14 protein-coding genes are annotated in these 15,534 nt (G+C 65.0%); 9 read left to right on the top strand and 5 right to left on the bottom strand.

Annotated elements, in window-relative coordinates:
* Positions 1 to 142: 142 nt before the first annotated feature.
* The 3 genes from LY622_RS03255 to LY622_RS03245 form a co-directional block, all read right to left on the bottom strand.
* The gene (locus tag LY622_RS03255; RefSeq protein WP_234289571.1) at positions 143 to 910 is read right to left on the bottom strand and encodes a VOC family protein; all 768 of its coding nucleotides are present in this window, start codon (positions 908 to 910) and stop codon (positions 143 to 145) included.
* Between the two features lie 146 nt (positions 911 to 1,056).
* Positions 1,057 to 1,332 (bottom strand): GrxA family glutaredoxin, encoded by a 276-nt coding sequence (locus tag LY622_RS03250; RefSeq protein ID WP_234289570.1) that lies wholly within the window; start codon positions 1,330 to 1,332, stop codon positions 1,057 to 1,059.
* Positions 1,333 to 1,498: 166 nt separating this feature from the next.
* Complete coding sequence (locus LY622_RS03245) at positions 1,499 to 2,320, bottom strand: inositol monophosphatase family protein (protein ID WP_234289569.1); 822 nt, start codon at positions 2,318 to 2,320, stop codon at positions 1,499 to 1,501.
* 97 nt (positions 2,321 to 2,417) lie between these two features.
* Here LY622_RS03245 and hybE point away from each other — a divergent pair, with 97 nt between their 5' ends.
* Together hybE and LY622_RS03235 are read left to right on the top strand one after the other, a co-directional pair.
* Entirely contained in the window at positions 2,418 to 2,861 is a 444-nt protein-coding gene (hybE, locus tag LY622_RS03240; protein ID WP_234289568.1) for a [NiFe]-hydrogenase assembly chaperone HybE, read from the top strand.
* Between the two features lie 120 nt (positions 2,862 to 2,981).
* Positions 2,982 to 3,755, top strand: a complete 774-nt coding sequence (locus LY622_RS03235; protein WP_234289567.1) for a 3-hydroxybutyrate dehydrogenase — start codon at positions 2,982 to 2,984, stop codon at positions 3,753 to 3,755.
* Between the two features lie 179 nt (positions 3,756 to 3,934).
* Here LY622_RS03235 and LY622_RS03230 read toward each other — a convergent pair whose 3' ends face one another.
* Entirely contained in the window at positions 3,935 to 4,474 is a 540-nt protein-coding gene (locus LY622_RS03230) for a response regulator transcription factor (RefSeq protein WP_234279115.1), read from the bottom strand.
* A 40-nt stretch (positions 4,475 to 4,514) separates the two neighbouring features.
* Entirely contained in the window at positions 4,515 to 5,780 is a 1,266-nt protein-coding gene (locus tag LY622_RS03225; RefSeq protein WP_234289566.1) for an ATP-binding protein, read from the bottom strand.
* 289 nt (positions 5,781 to 6,069) lie between these two features.
* Here LY622_RS03225 and gbdR point away from each other — a divergent pair, with 289 nt between their 5' ends.
* From gbdR to etfB, 7 genes are all read left to right on the top strand, one after another.
* Entirely contained in the window at positions 6,070 to 7,233 is a 1,164-nt protein-coding gene (gene gbdR / locus LY622_RS03220) for a choline metabolism transcriptional regulator GbdR (protein ID WP_234289565.1), read from the top strand.
* A 127-nt stretch (positions 7,234 to 7,360) separates the two neighbouring features.
* Positions 7,361 to 8,338 (top strand): dipeptidase, encoded by a 978-nt coding sequence (locus tag LY622_RS03215; protein WP_234289564.1) that lies wholly within the window; start codon positions 7,361 to 7,363, stop codon positions 8,336 to 8,338.
* A 197-nt stretch (positions 8,339 to 8,535) separates the two neighbouring features.
* Positions 8,536 to 9,081 (top strand): DUF5943 domain-containing protein, encoded by a 546-nt coding sequence (locus LY622_RS03210; RefSeq protein WP_234289563.1) that lies wholly within the window; start codon positions 8,536 to 8,538, stop codon positions 9,079 to 9,081.
* 24 nt (positions 9,082 to 9,105) lie between these two features.
* Entirely contained in the window at positions 9,106 to 11,178 is a 2,073-nt protein-coding gene (dgcA, locus tag LY622_RS03205; protein WP_234289562.1) for a dimethylglycine demethylation protein DgcA, read from the top strand.
* A gap of 171 nt (positions 11,179 to 11,349) precedes the next feature.
* The gene (locus LY622_RS03200; RefSeq protein WP_234289561.1) at positions 11,350 to 13,314 is read left to right on the top strand and encodes a (Fe-S)-binding protein; all 1,965 of its coding nucleotides are present in this window, start codon (positions 11,350 to 11,352) and stop codon (positions 13,312 to 13,314) included.
* Entirely contained in the window at positions 13,314 to 14,585 is a 1,272-nt protein-coding gene (gene etfA, locus LY622_RS03195) for an electron transfer flavoprotein subunit alpha (protein ID WP_234289560.1), read from the top strand. Before LY622_RS03200 ends, etfA begins: the two co-directional genes overlap by 1 nt.
* Complete coding sequence (gene etfB, locus LY622_RS03190; RefSeq protein ID WP_234289559.1) at positions 14,575 to 15,399, top strand: electron transfer flavoprotein subunit beta; 825 nt, start codon at positions 14,575 to 14,577, stop codon at positions 15,397 to 15,399. The genes etfA and etfB overlap by 11 nt, the downstream gene beginning before the upstream one ends.
* Positions 15,400 to 15,534: the final 135 nt, after the last annotated feature.

Genomic DNA, 15,534 nt, shown 5'->3' with positions numbered 1-15,534 from the left:
ATGGGCTGCTCATCGGGCAGCGTTGCAACGACCTGATGAATTAATGACCACCGCGTTGAAGCCCTCTGATTTCCAGCCGTTGTGGAGTTACACCGCGGCCTTTCACAGTGTTATCCACAGTTTCTGTGGATAAGCTCAGGCGTCAGGTGATCTCGCAGCGAGTATGGTGCGGCAGTAGCAGCTCCACGGCACGTTCATGATCGCTGGTCAGGCGCTTCTGCAGCAGGGCCAGGCCGCCCTGGGGGATGCGGTGTTCATCGCCATCGGCAAAGGCGATACGACGCGAGCAGGTGGGATAGAAGCGGTACTCCAGCAGGGGTGAGATCGGAAAGAGCCCATATTGGCGATCCTCGCTACCCTTGAGACCGGTCTGCTCCAGGGCCTCGTCGAGCCTATCGATGCCACGTCCGATGCGTTCGCAGTCGAAGCCGGCATGGTGCATGCCCGGCCCCATGGCCGACAGCCAGCCGGCCAGTGGATGGGCTTCACAGAGCATCCGATAGCTCGCCCAGTCGGGCATCGCCCAGGGACGACCTCGAGTCAACAGGTTCTGTCCGCGGGCATCCTGCGGATGCGTGTTGGCGACGAGTTCGGCGAGACGGGCCCTGGGCTCCCGCGAGAGGGTGCCCATCTGCAGCTCGGCCAGTATCAGCCAGGGGCCATCATCGGGCGGGGCCAGCAGAGTCACGAGCAGGCCGCGGTCGGCCATGGCATAGCGCTGGCTGGGACGAAAGCCGAGATGCCCAAGCGTGGGCAAGAGATCCGCTGCCGCGAAGGGCGACTCATTCAGCGTCAGTAGCGCCAGGTATTCGGCCGGGGTGTCGACCGGCCACAGGCGCAGGGCGCCCACTTCCGTGTGCTGATGAATGTAGTCGAGCCACAGCTGTTGCAAGAACTCTTCCCGCTGCATCGTTGCCGTTCCTTGTCTCCTGATGCGCCTGTGACCAGGACGCCTGGCGTCAGTATAGGTGCTGGCGGCAATTGGCTTTCAACGGGAGAAGGACGCTGGCGGGAATGGTGGGGGAGGACGGCAGGGCGCTCCCCCAGGGCTGGCGATCAGTCGGCGGTTACCCGGGACAGCAGGTCGTGATCACGCACGTACTGGTCGAATTCCGTGAAGCCACCCACGTGTGACTGGTCGACGAATATCTGCGGCACGGTCGTGACCGGCTTGCCGATGGTCTTTTCCATGTCGGCCTTGCTGATGCCTTCTACCAGGATATCGACGTAGCGGTGGCCCTCGATGGCACCGGACGCTTCCAGCCGCTCGGCAAGCGCCTGGGCACGAACGCAGAAGGGGCAGCCGGGACGGCCGAAAATCACGACGAACATAGGAGTACTCCTGAATAATGTTGGCGCTATTGTGACCGATGACCACTTTGGGCGCCAATAGCGACCCGCTAGCCAAGGCATTGCCCTTGGCTATCGCTGACTATCGATCTGCATGCAGTTGCAACCCATAGGCCCTGGCAAGTGGCATTGCCGGGAGCCGGTCAGCTCAGTAGAACATCGATTCATTTTCGTCGGCGGCGCGAAGCAGGTCGGCGAGTTCCGCGTGGATCTCCGGTGCGCTGACCAGCAGGTTTTCGCCGTAGAGGTCCTCGGGGATACCCTCCGGGCAAGGGTAGAGATGACCACCCCGGGCGCCGGCCTCGCGGGCGATCAGCAGACCGGCGGCGAAGTCCCAGGGCGAGACGCTTTCGTAGTAGGCGTCAAGCCGGCCGCAGGCGACGTCGCAGAGGTCCAGTGCCGCCGAGCCGTTGCGGCGCACGTCCTGGCAGTGCTGAAGTATTGCCATCAGGCGGCGCATCAGGGGAGGGCGACTATCGCGCCGGTAGGGGAAGCCGGTGCCGACCAGGCAATGCTCCAGGTTGGAGCGACGACTGGCATGGATAGGCTTGCCGTTGCACCAGGCGCCCTGGCCATACAGGGCGGTGTAGGTTTCTCCCAGGAAGGGGGCGTGGACCACGCCGAGCCGGGTCCTGCCCTCGCTGACCCAGGCGATGGAGACGCCGACATGATGAAGACCATGGGCGAAATTCACCGTTCCGTCGATGGGGTCCACGACCCAAAGGGCTTCTGCCGTGGCCATTTCCGTGTGATCCGGCGCCAGCTCTTCGCTGAGCCGTGACTCGCCCGGCAATGCGGCCTCCAGCCGCTCGCTGATCAGTGTGTCGACCTCAAGGTCTACATTCGTGACCAGCTCCTGTCCCTTCTTGTAGCGCTGGTTGAATGCCTGGCCCTGGCGAGCCGCGATGATGTGCTCACCGGCCTGGGTTGCGATCGACACGGCCAGCTCGAGGCGGTCCTGGGGAAGCATGGGCATTCCTCGTCGCAGATGGAACTGCCAGAATAGCAGTCGTTGCGGTTCCCTGCCGAGCCGAACGGCCCGATCAACTAGCCGAGAAGGAGTGCCAATGCAGGCCCTGACCCCCGAGCAGTACGAGCGTCTCCGCGACCTGGCTGCAGCCTGGCAGCAGCAGCAGGGTCGAAGCCTGAAGGCATCACCCCATTACAATCCGCGGTTGAGCGTGGATGCGTTGTGCTTTCAGGCGCTGCCGAAGGGCGAAGCGGATCACGAGGACGTGGCCTACCTGGTCGGCGCCTTGGTCACGCCGGTATCGCTTTCGCTGGTGCTGGTACCAGCCGAGAAAAGTGCGCCGCCGCCCGAGCCGGGAATCCACCGTCATTTTATCCTGCCATCGGGGCGCTATCCTTTCGTCGCAGAGCTGCTCGTGGATTCGCTCTGGCTGTGGCGCTGCGAGCTGATGGATGACCTCTCGGACCTCGACTCCCTGCAGGAGGCGAGTCGCCTGGCCCAGCAGATGATGAACAAGGTAATGGCTCCCGCAGGCAACTAGTGGGGCTGATTTCGGTAAGGGAGGAGGCTGGTTTCAGTAAGGGAGGAGGCCTATGCTGGAGCGTCGTAACCGCTACTTGTCACCCTTTGCGATTTCATCGCCGTCCATGAGGATTCGTTCATGACCAACGCAACGACCCCCAACCCACGAGTCGCTCTGGTGACAGGCACTGCCAGTGGTATCGGAGAGGCCGTGGTGCACCAGTTTCGCGAGCTGGGTTATCAGGTGCTGGCCGTTGACTTCAATGAGCAGGCAAAGGAGAAGGCCGATGCCGCGGGCGCCGCCTTCTTCAAGGCCGACCTCGCCGATGGTGAGGCTTGCAAGGCGGCCGTGGCCGAGGCGATCAAGCGCTTCGGTCGTGTGGACATCCTGGTCAATAACGCGGGTATACAGCATGTCTCGCCCATTGAGGATTTTCCGGAAGCCAAGTGGCGGCAGATCATCGACCTGATGCTGACAGCACCGTTTCTGCTGACCCAGGCCGTCTGGCCGTCGATGCGCCAGAACGGCTGGGGGCGCATCATCAATATCGCGTCGGTGCATGCCCAGGTGGCTTCGCCGGGCAAGGCGGCCTACATCAGCGCCAAGCACGGCATGATCGGCCTGACCAAGACCGCGGCGCTGGAGGGAGGCTCCCAGGGCATCACGGCCAATGCCATCTGCCCCGCCTACGTCAGGACGCCCCTGGTGGAGAATCAGATCGCCGACCAGGCGAAGCTGCACGGCATGGAGGAGCAGGCGGTGATCGAGCAGATCATGCTCAAGAATGCCGCCGTGAAGCGGCTGATCGATCCCTCGGAGGTCTCCGGTCTCGTCGCCTACCTGGCGTCGGATGCGGCGGGCGCCGTGACGGGATCGAGCTGGAATATCGACCTGGGCTGGACCGCTCAGTAGATGAGGCTCAGACCTTTTCACGCTATGTATTCGCCTCGCGGGCTAGCGGTTGCCGGGGGTAGTCCGTAGAGGATGTCCGGCGCCATGGATGGCGCCGGTAGCGTCCAGGGAGGGATTTACAGCGCGTCCTCGCAGGACTATTCCCGGCAAAAACCGCGGATCAAGGCATTAATTCCTTGCTACCGCCGCACCGGCCGTTTCTGCAGCTTGCGCTGCAAGGTGCGGCGATGCATGCCCAGGGCGCGGGCGGTGGCGGAGATATTGCCGTCATTCTCCTGCAGCACTTTCTGGATATGTTCCCAGGCGATGCGGTTGATCGACGGCGGGTTGTCGGCCACTTCGGCGTCCGGGTCGCCCTGCTCGCGGCCCAGCGCAATGAGGATCTCTTCGGCATCGGCCGGCTTGCAGAGGTAATTGACGGCGCCGAGCTTGATCGCCTCGACCGCGGTGGCGATGCTGGAGTAGCCGGTCAGCACCACGACACGACACGCGGGTACGACCTCGAGCAACTCCGGGAGCAGTTTCAGGCCGGAGCTGTGTTCCAGCTTGAGGTCGAGGGTGGCGAACTGGGGGCGATGTCGCCGGGCCAGGCTCATGGCCTGGTCGGCATCGTGCGCCACGTTGACCTCGAACCCGCGGCGGGTCATGGCACGCGACAGAACATGACAGAACATTTCGTCGTCGTCGATGATCAGCAGGCGTGTGTCGGCGTCTTGCATGGCAACCTCGTCGCGTCATTCGAAAGGGACGCCACCCGGCTCAGGACTCACCGGGCGGCAGGGTCACTTCGGTCAGCGTGCCCCCGTCGGGGTGATTATACAGGCTAACGCCACCGCCGAAGCGGTTGATGGTGGCATGGGTGAGAAAGAGCCCGATGCCCAGGCCCTTGCTCTTGGTCGACACGAAGGTCTCGCCGAGCTGGTCGGCGATCTCCAGGGCGACGCCGGGACCATGGTCGCGGATATCGATCACCACTTCTTCAGCGGTCCAGTCGAGCCGGATGCTGATGTCGTCCGGATTGGCATCCGCTGCATTGTTGAGCAGGTTGGTGATGGCCTGGTCGAGGGTGGCATCCACCTTGAGCCAGGGCGTACCACGCTGGCTGCCGATATCCAGGCGATGACTGACGTCGGGGCGCAATACCAGCCAGCGCTGTACCACGCTTGCCAGCCACTCCCGTGCATCGCGCACCTCGGGCTTTGCCATGCGGCCTCGGTCCGCACTCTGTACCAGGTGGCGCAGCCGTGCCTTGCAGACGTCCACCTGTTGACGCAGCAGCTCGACATCCTTTTCCAGCGCGCTGTTGCCCCGGGCATCCTCGCGCATCTCGCTCAATAGCACCGCCATGGTCGACAGGGGTGTTCCCAGCTCGTGAGCGGTTCCCGCGGCCTGGGTGGCCACCGCCACGACCTGCTCGTTGCGCAGGGCCGCCTCCCGCGTCCGCGATAGCGCCTGTTCTCGGCTGCGCAAGGCGTGGGCCATCTTGTAGATGAAGAAGGTGACGAGGCCTGCCGAGAGGGCAAAATTCAGCCACATGCCCAGCACGTGGAGGTCGATGGCTCCGTCATCGTAATGATGGGTCAGCTGTGGCACGGGGTGGTAATCGAACATCAACATCGTGTAGGAGGCCATGGCCGACGAGGCGATGATCCAGGCATAGCGCCAGGGTAGGGTGGCCGCGGCGATGGTCACCGGTATCAGGTAGTAGTTGATGAAGGGATTGGTGGAGCCGCCGGTGAGGTAGAACAGCAGGGTCAGGCCCAGTACATCGGCCAGCAGATGGAGCACGTACTCGGTATGGCTGACGGCCCATTGACGGCCGAGTCGCCACCAGGTGAAGAGGTTGATCATCCCCATGGCGACGATCACCCCGATGACCGCGACCACCTGCAGCTCGAAGTGAAGCAGCTCCACGCCGATGATCACCGCGGCCAGGAAGCCGGTCCAGGTGATGCCACGAACGATGGTCAGGCGGATCAGGTTGCGGCTCGGCGTTGAAAGCGGCAGGGGCGGTGCGGAGGGCATGAGAGCTCCGTTGCAGGACGTTGCATCCATCATAACCCGAGGTGCTGGCATGGGCCGAGCGGGCGTGGATTGCCTCGATTGCGTCACTCAATGAAGACGTTGCGTCGATAGAGAAAAATACGATAAGCGATGCGGCTATGGATCGGATAAAGTGGAGCAAGCATGTCGATATGCGACAGGATGTCGTGATCGGGCAAGCACTATCGAAGATCGGACAAGCACTACGAAGAAGAAACGGACATCGGTGTGGTTGGAGCCTGTCACACCTGATCCGCTCGGGAGAGAGACCATGACGAACACATCACGCAAGAACCCTGACGGATTCAGGAGCCCGCAGAACAAGGGCGACGGGATCAAGACCCAGACGATCGGGTTTCTGCTGCTGGACAATTTCACCCTGATCTCGCTGGCGTCGGCCATCGAGCCTTTGCGCATGGCCAACCAGCTGGCCGGTCATGAACTCTATCGCTGGTACACGTTGACTGCCGATGGCGAGCCCGTCAGCGCCAGCGATGGGCTCAAGGTGACGCCTGACGCCTCCCTGCGTACCCCGCTGGGGCTGGATATGGTGGTGGTATGTGGCGGCGTCGGTCCACATCGTAGCGTGCAGCGCGAGCATGTGACCTGGCTGCAGGGCCAGGCCCGACTCTCCCGTCGGCTGGGAGCGATCTGTACCGGAAGCTGGGCATTGGCCAAGGCCGGCCTGCTCGATGGCTACGACGTCAGTACCCACTGGGAATGCATGGCGGCGATGCGTGAGGCCTTTCCCCGGGTCGAGCTGACCACTCGCCTGTTCTGTATCGACCGTGACCGGGCCACCTCTTCCGGCGGCACCGCACCGCTGGACATGATGCTCAACCTGATCGCCAAGGATCATGGCCGCGAACTGTCTGCCGGCATTTCCGAGATGTTCATCTGCGAGCGCGTGCGCAACGAGCAGGACCAGCAGCGCATTCCCCTGCGACATGTGCTGGGCACCACGCAGCCCAAGCTGCTCGAGATCGTGGCACTGATGGAGGCCAACCTGGAAGAGCCCATCGGCCTCAACGAACTGGCTTCCTATGTCGGTATCTCCCGGCGCCAGCTCGAGCGGCTGTTCCAGAAGAACCTCTACTGCTCTCCCTCCCGCTATTACCTCAAGCTACGTCTGACTCGTGCGCGACAGTTGCTCAAGCAGACGTCGATGTCGATCATCGAGGTGGCTTCGGCCTGTGGCTTCGTCTCTACCCCGCACTTTTCGAAGTGCTACCGCGAGTTCTTCGGTTTCCCCCCCAGGGATGAACGCATCGGCAACCTCCAGCCGATGGTGCGTATCGAGGAGAAGCAGGTTGGCACGCTCTTCAGCGATGCCGCCTTCGAGGCGGTTCCCGGTGAGCCGGTTTCCAGCGCCCTGTTAGCCCTTGACCAGGCCCGTGGGGAGCCCACCTATGCCAGTGTGTTGGTCAATAAATAGCAGGGGAGATGTCGCCTTTACGACAGGCGTGACGCAATTGGAATTCTCCCCGTCGCTTCCAGCCTCCGTGTAGAGAGCTTGCCGGCGCTATGCTGCCGGCAGGCAACGACAACACGGAGATTCGGCCATGACCCCCCACGAGCTGCACCAGGACGCCATCGTCATCGATGGTCTCATCATCGCCAAATGGAACCGTGAGCTGTTCGAGGACATGCGCCGCGGTGGCCTGACGGCGGCCAACTGTACCGTCTCGGTGTGGGAGGGCTTCCAGGCCACCGTCGACAACATCGTCAAGTCCAACCAGCTGATGGCCGATTGCAGCGACCTGGTGCACCCGGTGCGCACCACCGCCGACATCACCCGGGCGAAGGAGGAGGGCAAGACCGGCATCATCTACGGTTTCCAGAACGCCCACGCCTTCGAGGATCAGATCGGCTACGTCGAGATCTTCAAGCAGCTCGGCGTGGGTATCGTGCAGATGTGCTACAACACCCAGAACCTGGTGGGCACCGGCTGCTACGAGCGCGACGGTGGGCTCTCGGGCTTTGGGCGCGAGATCGTCGCCGAGATGAATCGGGTCGGCATCATGTGCGACCTCTCCCACGTTGGCTCGAAGACCTCCGAGGAGGTGATCCTCGAGTCGCAGAAGCCGGTCTGCTACTCCCACTGCCTGCCCTCGGGCCTCAAGGAACACCCCCGCAATAAGTCCGACGAGGAGCTGCGCTTCATTGCCGATCATGGCGGCTTCGTTGGAGTGACCATGTTCACCCCCTTCCTGCGCGCCGGCGTCGACGCCACCGTCGACGACTATGTCGAGGCCATCGAGTACGTCATGAACATCGTCGGCGAGGATGCCATCGGCATTGGCACCGACTTCACCCAGGGCCACGGCCAGGACTTCTTCGAGTGGCTGACCCACGACAAGGGCTATGCCCGTCGCCTGACCCGCTTCGGCAAGATCGTCAACCCCGAAGGCATTCGGACCATCGGTGAATTCCCCAACCTCACCGAAGCGCTGCTGCGCCGCGGTTTCAGCGAGTCGCAGACGCGCAAGATCATGGGCGAAAACTGGGTGCGTGTGCTGAAGGATGTCTGGGGCGGCTGAGATAGCCCTGTAGCGAGGAGCGCCGGGGACAGGCCGAAGAGGAGGTCCGATTCCAGGGAAGGAATCGGTAGCGTACAGGGATGTATTCACAGCGCCTCCTCGCAGGGCTGTCGCCGGACCAGCTCCGAGCGCCGCCGCTCATGCGATGATCTTGCCCGCAACGCCATAACAATCATCAAGTTTCAAGGAATATGACCGTGACCAAGATGGCCCCCGAACTGCCCATCGAAGTGGATAGCGAGACCGGCGTCTGGACCAGCGATGCCCTGCCCATGCTTTATGTGCCGCGCCACTTCTTCATCAACAACCATGTCGCCGTCGAAGAGGCCCTGGGCGCCGAGAAGTACGCCGAGATCCTCTACCACGCCGGCTACAAGAGCGCCTGGCACTGGTGCGAGAAGGAGGCCGAATGCCATGGCCTCGAGGGCGAAGCGGTGTTCGAGCACTATATGACGCGGCTTTCCCAGCGCGGCTGGGGCAAGTTCATCACCGAGGCGATCGACCTCGAGGCGGGAACCTGCCGGGTGCGCCTGGAGCACAGCGCCTTCGTCTACCAGCTGGGCAAGGTGGGCCGCAAGGTGGAGTACATGTTCACGGGCTGGTTCGCTGGCGCCATGGACCAGATCCTGGCGGCACGCGGCAACAGCCTGCGCACCGTCGCCGAGCAGACCCAGAGCGCCGCCGAGGAAGGCTGCGACGTGGGCTATTTCGAGACCAAGCCGCTGACCGGCGCCTCCCACTAATCCCGGGGACGAGGAGAGATATCCATGGCATTCGAGGCACTCTTCGAGCCGATTCAGATCGGCAAGCTCACCATCCGTAACCGGGTGGTCAGTACCGCTCATGCTGAGGTGCACGCCACCGACGGCGGCATGACCACCGACCGCTACGTCAAGTACTACGAGGAGAAAGCCAAGGGGGGCTGCGGTCTCGCCATCTGTGGCGGCTCCTCGGTGGTCTCCATCGATAGCCCCCAGGGCTGGTGGAGCTCGGTGAATCTCTCCACCGACCGGATCATTCCTCACTTCCAGAATCTGGCGGACGCCGTGCACAAGCATGGCGGCAAGATCATGATCCAGATCACCCACATGGGTCGTCGCTCGCGCTGGGACGGCTACGACTGGTCGACCCTGGTGTCGCCCTCCGGTATCCGCGAGCCGGTGCACCGCTCCACCTGCAAGACCATCGAGGAGGAGGAGATCCGGCGAATCATCGGTGATTTCGCCCAGGCCGCGCGCCGGGCCAAGGAAGGGGGCCTCGACGGCGTCGAGCTCTCTGCCGTGCACCAGCACCTGATCGACCAGTTCTGGAGCCCGCGGGTCAACAAGCGCGAGGACCAGTGGGGCGGCAGCTTCGAGAACCGCATGCGCTTCGGCATGGAAGTGCTCAAGGCGGTGCGCGCCGAGGTGGGCGACGACTTCGTGGTGGGCATGCGCATCTGCGGTGACGAGTTCCACCCGGACGGCCTCTCCCACGAGGACATGAAGCAGATCGCCGCCTACTACGATGCTACCGGCATGGTGGACTTCTTCGGCGTGATCGGCTCCGGCTGCGACACCCACAACACCCTGGCCAACGTCATTCCCAACATGTCCTACCCGCCTGAGCCCTTCCTGCACCTGGCGGCGGGCATCAAGGAAGTGGTCAGCGTGCCGGTGATTCACGCCCAGAACATCAAGGACCCCAACCAGGCACAGCGCATCCTCGAGGGCGGCTATGTGGACCTGGTGGGCATGACCCGGGCGCATATCGCCGATCCGCACCTGATCGCCAAGATCAAGATGGGCCAGATCGACCAGATCAAGCAGTGCGTGGGCGCCAACTACTGCATCGACCGCCAGTACCAGGGCCTGGACGTGCTGTGCATCCAGAACGCCGCGACGTCCCGGGAGTATATGGGCCTGCCCCATATCATCGAGAAGAGCGAAGGCCCCAAGCGCCGCGTGGTGGTGGTGGGCGGCGGCCCCGGCGGCATGGAGGCGGCCAAGGTGGCGGCCGAGCGCGGCCACGACGTCACCCTGTTCGAGGCCGCCGAGGCCTTGGGCGGGCAGATCACCATCGCCGCCCAGGCCCCGCAGCGCGATCAGATTGCCGGCATTACCCGCTGGTACCAGCTGGAGCTCGCGCGGCTCAAGGTCGACCTGCGCCTGGGCACCCGTGCCGATGAGGCCACGATCCAGGATCTGCGCCCGGATATCGTGGTGCTGGCCACCGGCGGTCAACCGTTCATGGATCAGTATCCCGAGTGGGGCTACGCGGAAAATCCCGAGGAGAGCCTGGTGGTGAGTAGCTGGGACATCCTTTCGGGCAAGGTGGCCCCGGGCAAGAACGTGCTGGTGTATGACGCGATCTGTGAGTTCTCGGGCGTTTCGGTGGCGGATTTTCTTGCCGACAAGGGCGCCAAGGTGGAGATCGTCACCGACGATATCAAGCCGGGCGCGGCGGTGGGCGGCACCACCTTCCCGACCTACTACCGCAGCCTATACGAGAAGGAGGTGATCATGACCTCCGACCTGATGCTGCACAAGGTCTACCGTGAGGGCGACGGCCTGGTGGCGGTACTCGAGAACGAGTACACCGGGGCGCTGGAGGAGCGGGTGGTCGACCAGGTGGTGGTGGAGAACGGCGTGCGTCCCGACGAGGCGCTGTACTACGCCCTCAAGGACCAGTCCCGCAACAAGGGCCAGGTGGACCTGGAGGCGCTCTACGCCATCCAGCCCCAGCCCTGCCTGAGCGAGGCGGGGGACGGCTTCCTGCTGTTCCGCCTGGGCGACTGCACGGCGCCGCGTAATACCCATGCGGCCATCTACGACGCCCTGCGGATCTGCAAGGACTTTTAACTCGAGCGCGAAGCCGGAGACGCAGGCGCCGGGGGCAGGCCGTAGCGAGGGTCATTTGCCATGGATGGCAAATGTAGCGCCCAGGGAAGGGTTCACAGCGCCCTCGCAGAGGCCTGTCGCCGGAGCAGCCTCGTCGCTCAAGCTAGTCGTTCCAGACATGAGGTGAGTACCATGCTCGAGACGCTCCTGCCGATTCTGATCTTCGCCGCCCTGGCGCTGGCGGTGGTCGGCGCCTGGCGGCGTATCCGCCTGTGGCGTCAGGGGCGGCCCGCCGAGGTCGACCTGCTCCGCGGGCTTGCTGCCATGCCGCGCCGCTACCTGGTGGACCTCCACCATGTGGTCGGGCGCGATAAAGTGATGTCCAATACCCACGTGGCCACCGCCGGTGGCTTCGTGGCCGCCGCCGTGCTGATGATCCTGGTGCATGGCCTGGGGCTAGCCAACCCCGTGCTGGGCGGGCTGCTGCTGGCGGCCAGCGCGACCATGTTCGTGGGCAGCCTGTTCGTGGCCAAGCGGCGCCGCAATCCACCGGCGCGCCTGTCCAGGGGCCCCTGGATGCGGTTGCCGAAGAGCCTGATGGCTTTCTCGCTGAGCGTGTTCCTGATCACCCTGCCGACGGTGGGCGTGCTTCCGCAAGACGCTGGCAGCTGGGTGCTGGCGCTGATACTGAGCGCGGTGTTGGTCTGGGGCCTGGGTGAAATGGTCTTCGGCATGACCTGGGGCGGGCCCATGAAGCACGCCTTCGCCGGCGCCCTGCACCTGGCCTTCCATCGCCGCCCGGAGCGCTTCGGCGGCGGCCGTTCCACTGGCCTCATGGCGCTGAACCTGGATGATTCCGGCGCCAAGCTGGGGGTCGAGACGCCCAGCGACTTCACCTGGAACCAGCTGCTCGGCTTCGATGCCTGCGTGCAGTGCGGGCGCTGCGAGGCGGTCTGCCCGGCATTCGCCGCCGGCCAGCCGCTCAATCCCAAGAAGCTGATCCAGGACATGGTGGTGGGCCTGGCCGGGGGCAGCGACGCGGCCTATGCCGGTAGCCCCTATCCCGGGAAACCCGTCGGCGAGCACCACGGCAGCCCCCATGGGCCCATCGTGGCGCGCGAAGGCAAGGCCCTGGTTGATGCCGAGACCCTGTGGTCCTGCACCACCTGCCGCGCCTGCGTGGAGGAGTGCCCGATGATGATCGAGCACGTCGATGCCATCGTCGACATGCGCCGCTTCCTGACCCTGGAGCACGGCAATACGCCCAACAAGGGTGCCGAGGTGCTCGACAACCTGATCGCCACCGATAATCCGGGTGGCTTCGATCCCGGCTCGCGGCTGCACTGGGCGGCGGATCTCAACCTGCCGCTGATGGCGGACGTCAAGCAGGCCGATGTGCTGCTGTGGTTGGGCGATGGCGCCTTCGATATGCGTAACCAACGCACACTGCGAGCCCTGGTCAAGGTGCTGCGGGCCGCCGAGGTAGAGTTCGCGGTGCTCGGCGTTGAAGAGCGCGACAGCGGCGACGTGGCGCGGCGCCTGGGCGACGAGGCGACCTTCCAGTCCCTGGCCAGGCGCAATATCGCTACCCTCGCGAAATACCGCTTCCAGCGCATCGTCACCTGTGATCCCCACAGTTTCCATGTACTGGGTAACGAGTACGGCGAGCTGGGCGGCGTCTATGAGGTACGCCACCACAGCACCTATATCGCCGAGCTGTTCGAGGCGGGGCGCCTGCACTTCGCACCCTGGAAGGGAGGCAGCGTCACTTATCACGACCCCTGCTATCTGGGCCGCTACAACGGCGAGTACGAAGCGCCGCGCAACGTGCTCAAGGCACTGGGTATACAGGTTGCCGAGATGGAGCGCTCCGGCTTCCGTTCGCGCTGCTGCGGCGGTGGCGGTGGTGCCCCCATCACCGATATTCCCGGCGAGCGGCGGATTCCCGATATGCGCATGAACGACGTCAAGCAGACCGGTGCCGAGCTGGTGGCGGTGGGCTGCCCCCAGTGCACCGCCATGCTGGAGGGCGTGGTGGATGCCACGGCGGAAGTGCGTGATATCGCCGAGCTGGTGGCCGACGCCCTGGTGGCGCGCCCTGCCGCCGCAGCGGTCGATGCCGCCGCCAACAAGACGACCGCCGAGGAGGTGACCTGATGAGTGAGATTCGTCGCCGCGATCCACGTCGCGAGTGGATCGCCCGCAATCGTCTGCATCCCGAGCACGCCGCTGTACTGGCCGAGCTGGAGGGGGGCGCCATCAGCGAATGGCTGGGCCCCAATGGGGTGATACGCAAGAACCCACGTGCCATCGGCTTTATCGGTCCCAATGGCGTCAAGCGTATCGATCGCAGCGGCGCCCAGCAGGGCGGCCAGGCCACGGGTGCGGCTCGCCAGGAAGCCCAGGATAGCCGTCGTAATGTCATCATCGAGGATCCCGCCTTCCTGGTGACGGTGGTGCCGGAACTCTCCGGCGGGCGCCTCTCCGGCCATGACAAGGACCTGCTTGGCCTGGCCCGGCAATTGGCGGATGCCGACGCCGACCGCCCCGGCGCCGTGTTGGCCGTGGTATTCGGCGAGCACAAGGAGGAGGGGTTCGGCGAAGCGGGCATCGATCGACTGCTGCACATCAATGGTGACGCCTACGTCGGTTTCGCCCCGGAAGCGCGGCTGGCGGCGCTCTGCGCCGTGGAGCGGGAGCTGGCACCGCGTCACTGGCTGCTCCCCGACTCCCCCCTGGGCGGGGCCGACCTGGGGCGGCGCCTGGCGCTGCGCCTGAACGAGCGGCCCGCCACCGGCGTCTGGCAGATCGAGGCCGATGGCGCCGCACCGCTGGGCTGGCGCTGTACCGCCCGCGGCGCGGCGGAGAGCCTGGATATCCAGCGGCCCCTGCCGCGGGTCGCCCTGGCCTTGGCCGAATGCGCCGAGCCGGTGGACGAGACCCGTCACGCCGCCGAGCCCCTGAGCCTCTCGGAGGCGATTCCCAGCGCCCTGTCGCGGATAGAGGACCTGGGGCAGGTGGCGGTGGATCCCGCCGGGGTGGCCCTGGCCGAGGCGGAGTTCATCGTCTCCGGTGGCAACGGCGTCAAGGATTGGGACGGCTTCCACCGCGCTGCCAAGGTGCTGGGGGCCACCGAAGGGGCCTCCCGGGTCGCCGTGGACGATGGTTTCATGGCACGGGACCGCCAGGTGGGTGCCACCGGCACCTGGGTCACCGCCCGGGTCTACCTGGCAGTGGGCATCAGTGGTGCCATCCAGCACCTGCAGGGCATCCAGAGCTGCGACAAGGTGGTGACCATCAACCTCGACCCCGGATGCGACATGATCAAGCGCGCCGACCTGGCGGTGATTGGCGATAGCGCCGAGATCCTTGCCGCCCTGGTGGCCAAGGTGGAACAGCAGCGAGGAGGGCAGCGCGATGCGGCCTGAGCAGCAGGGAGTCGATGTGGCGGTACTGGTCTCGGTGGGCCGTCACCCCATCACCGGGCGTGCCCGTCGTGCCGATCAGGATGCCCGGGGGCTGGAGCTGGCCCTGGGCCTGGAACGCCAGTTGCCCGGCAGCCGGGTGAGACTGTTGCATGCCGGCCCGCGCGGCGAGGAGAGCGAATCGGCGCTGCGCGGCTACTTAGGTATGGCCGCGGGCGCTGGCACGGGGCTGGACACCCTGACCTTGCTGGAGCAAGCCGAGGGCAGCGATGCCATCCCGGCCCTGGCCCAGCATCTGGCCGCGGCACCGCCACAGCTGGTGATCACCGGGACCCGGGCGGAGCGGGGCGAGGGCTCGGGGCTCCTGCCCTATGCCCTGGCCGAGCGCCTGGGCTGGCCCCTGGTCAATGGGCTGGCCGCGGTGGAGAAGGTGGAGAATGGCGTGGCGACGGTGCTGCAGGCCCTCCCGCGGGGCCAGCGGCGTCGCCTCGAAGTGCGGCTGCCGGCCATCGTCAGTGTGGATGGAGCGGCGCCAGCGGCGCGCCAGAGCGCCTTCGGCCCGGCTCGTCGGGCCGAGCTCGAGGCCACCCCGGTGGCCGCCGAACCCGACCAGGAACTGGCACAGTGGCAGATGGCCCCGGCCCGCAAGCGGCCCAAACGCCTGAAGATCGTCAAGGCCGCATCGGCCCGGGATCGTTTCAAGGCCGCCGCGGCCAAGGCGGAGGGCGGCAGCGGCCAGGTGCTGGAGGGCGTATCGGCGGAGCAGGGCGCCGAGGCGATCCTCAAGTTGCTCGAGGCAGAAGGCGTGCTGCGATAGGCCCTGTCGGCCAGCCGCTTGTCTCGCACAGGCATGTCGATGCCTTTTTTAGGCAAGTGGCGAGCCCGGGAAGGCATAGTCTGGAGCAGCACGATCGAAAAGGTCGTCTTTCACCCCTCAGTCATACCCTGACAA

It is taken from the genome of Halomonas alkalisoli, from assembly GCF_021412585.1.
Classification (GTDB): domain Bacteria; phylum Pseudomonadota; class Gammaproteobacteria; order Pseudomonadales; family Halomonadaceae; genus Halomonas; species Halomonas alkalisoli.
This window is presented reverse-complemented; position numbering and strand designations above follow the sequence as displayed.

What these genes read in the sequence shown, in the direction of transcription:
- LY622_RS03255 (WP_234289571.1), bottom strand. Translation starts at nt 910, where the DNA reads ATGCAGCGGGAAGAGTTCTTGCAACAGCTGTGGCTCGACTACATTCAT.
- LY622_RS03250 (WP_234289570.1), bottom strand. Translation starts at nt 1,332, where the DNA reads ATGTTCGTCGTGATTTTCGGCCGTCCCGGCTGCCCCTTCTGCGTTCGT.
- LY622_RS03245 (WP_234289569.1), bottom strand. Translation starts at nt 2,320, where the DNA reads ATGCTTCCCCAGGACCGCCTCGAGCTGGCCGTGTCGATCGCAACCCAG.
- hybE (WP_234289568.1), top strand. Translation starts at nt 2,418, where the DNA reads ATGCAGGCCCTGACCCCCGAGCAGTACGAGCGTCTCCGCGACCTGGCT.
- LY622_RS03235 (WP_234289567.1), top strand. Translation starts at nt 2,982, where the DNA reads ATGACCAACGCAACGACCCCCAACCCACGAGTCGCTCTGGTGACAGGC.
- LY622_RS03230 (WP_234279115.1), bottom strand. Translation starts at nt 4,474, where the DNA reads ATGCAAGACGCCGACACACGCCTGCTGATCATCGACGACGACGAAATG.
- LY622_RS03225 (WP_234289566.1), bottom strand. Translation starts at nt 5,780, where the DNA reads ATGCCCTCCGCACCGCCCCTGCCGCTTTCAACGCCGAGCCGCAACCTG.
- gbdR (WP_234289565.1), top strand. Translation starts at nt 6,070, where the DNA reads ATGACGAACACATCACGCAAGAACCCTGACGGATTCAGGAGCCCGCAG.
- LY622_RS03215 (WP_234289564.1), top strand. Translation starts at nt 7,361, where the DNA reads ATGACCCCCCACGAGCTGCACCAGGACGCCATCGTCATCGATGGTCTC.
- dgcA (WP_234289562.1), top strand. Translation starts at nt 9,106, where the DNA reads ATGGCATTCGAGGCACTCTTCGAGCCGATTCAGATCGGCAAGCTCACC.
- LY622_RS03200 (WP_234289561.1), top strand. Translation starts at nt 11,350, where the DNA reads ATGCTCGAGACGCTCCTGCCGATTCTGATCTTCGCCGCCCTGGCGCTG.
- etfA (WP_234289560.1), top strand. Translation starts at nt 13,314, where the DNA reads ATGAGTGAGATTCGTCGCCGCGATCCACGTCGCGAGTGGATCGCCCGC.
- etfB (WP_234289559.1), top strand. Translation starts at nt 14,575, where the DNA reads ATGCGGCCTGAGCAGCAGGGAGTCGATGTGGCGGTACTGGTCTCGGTG.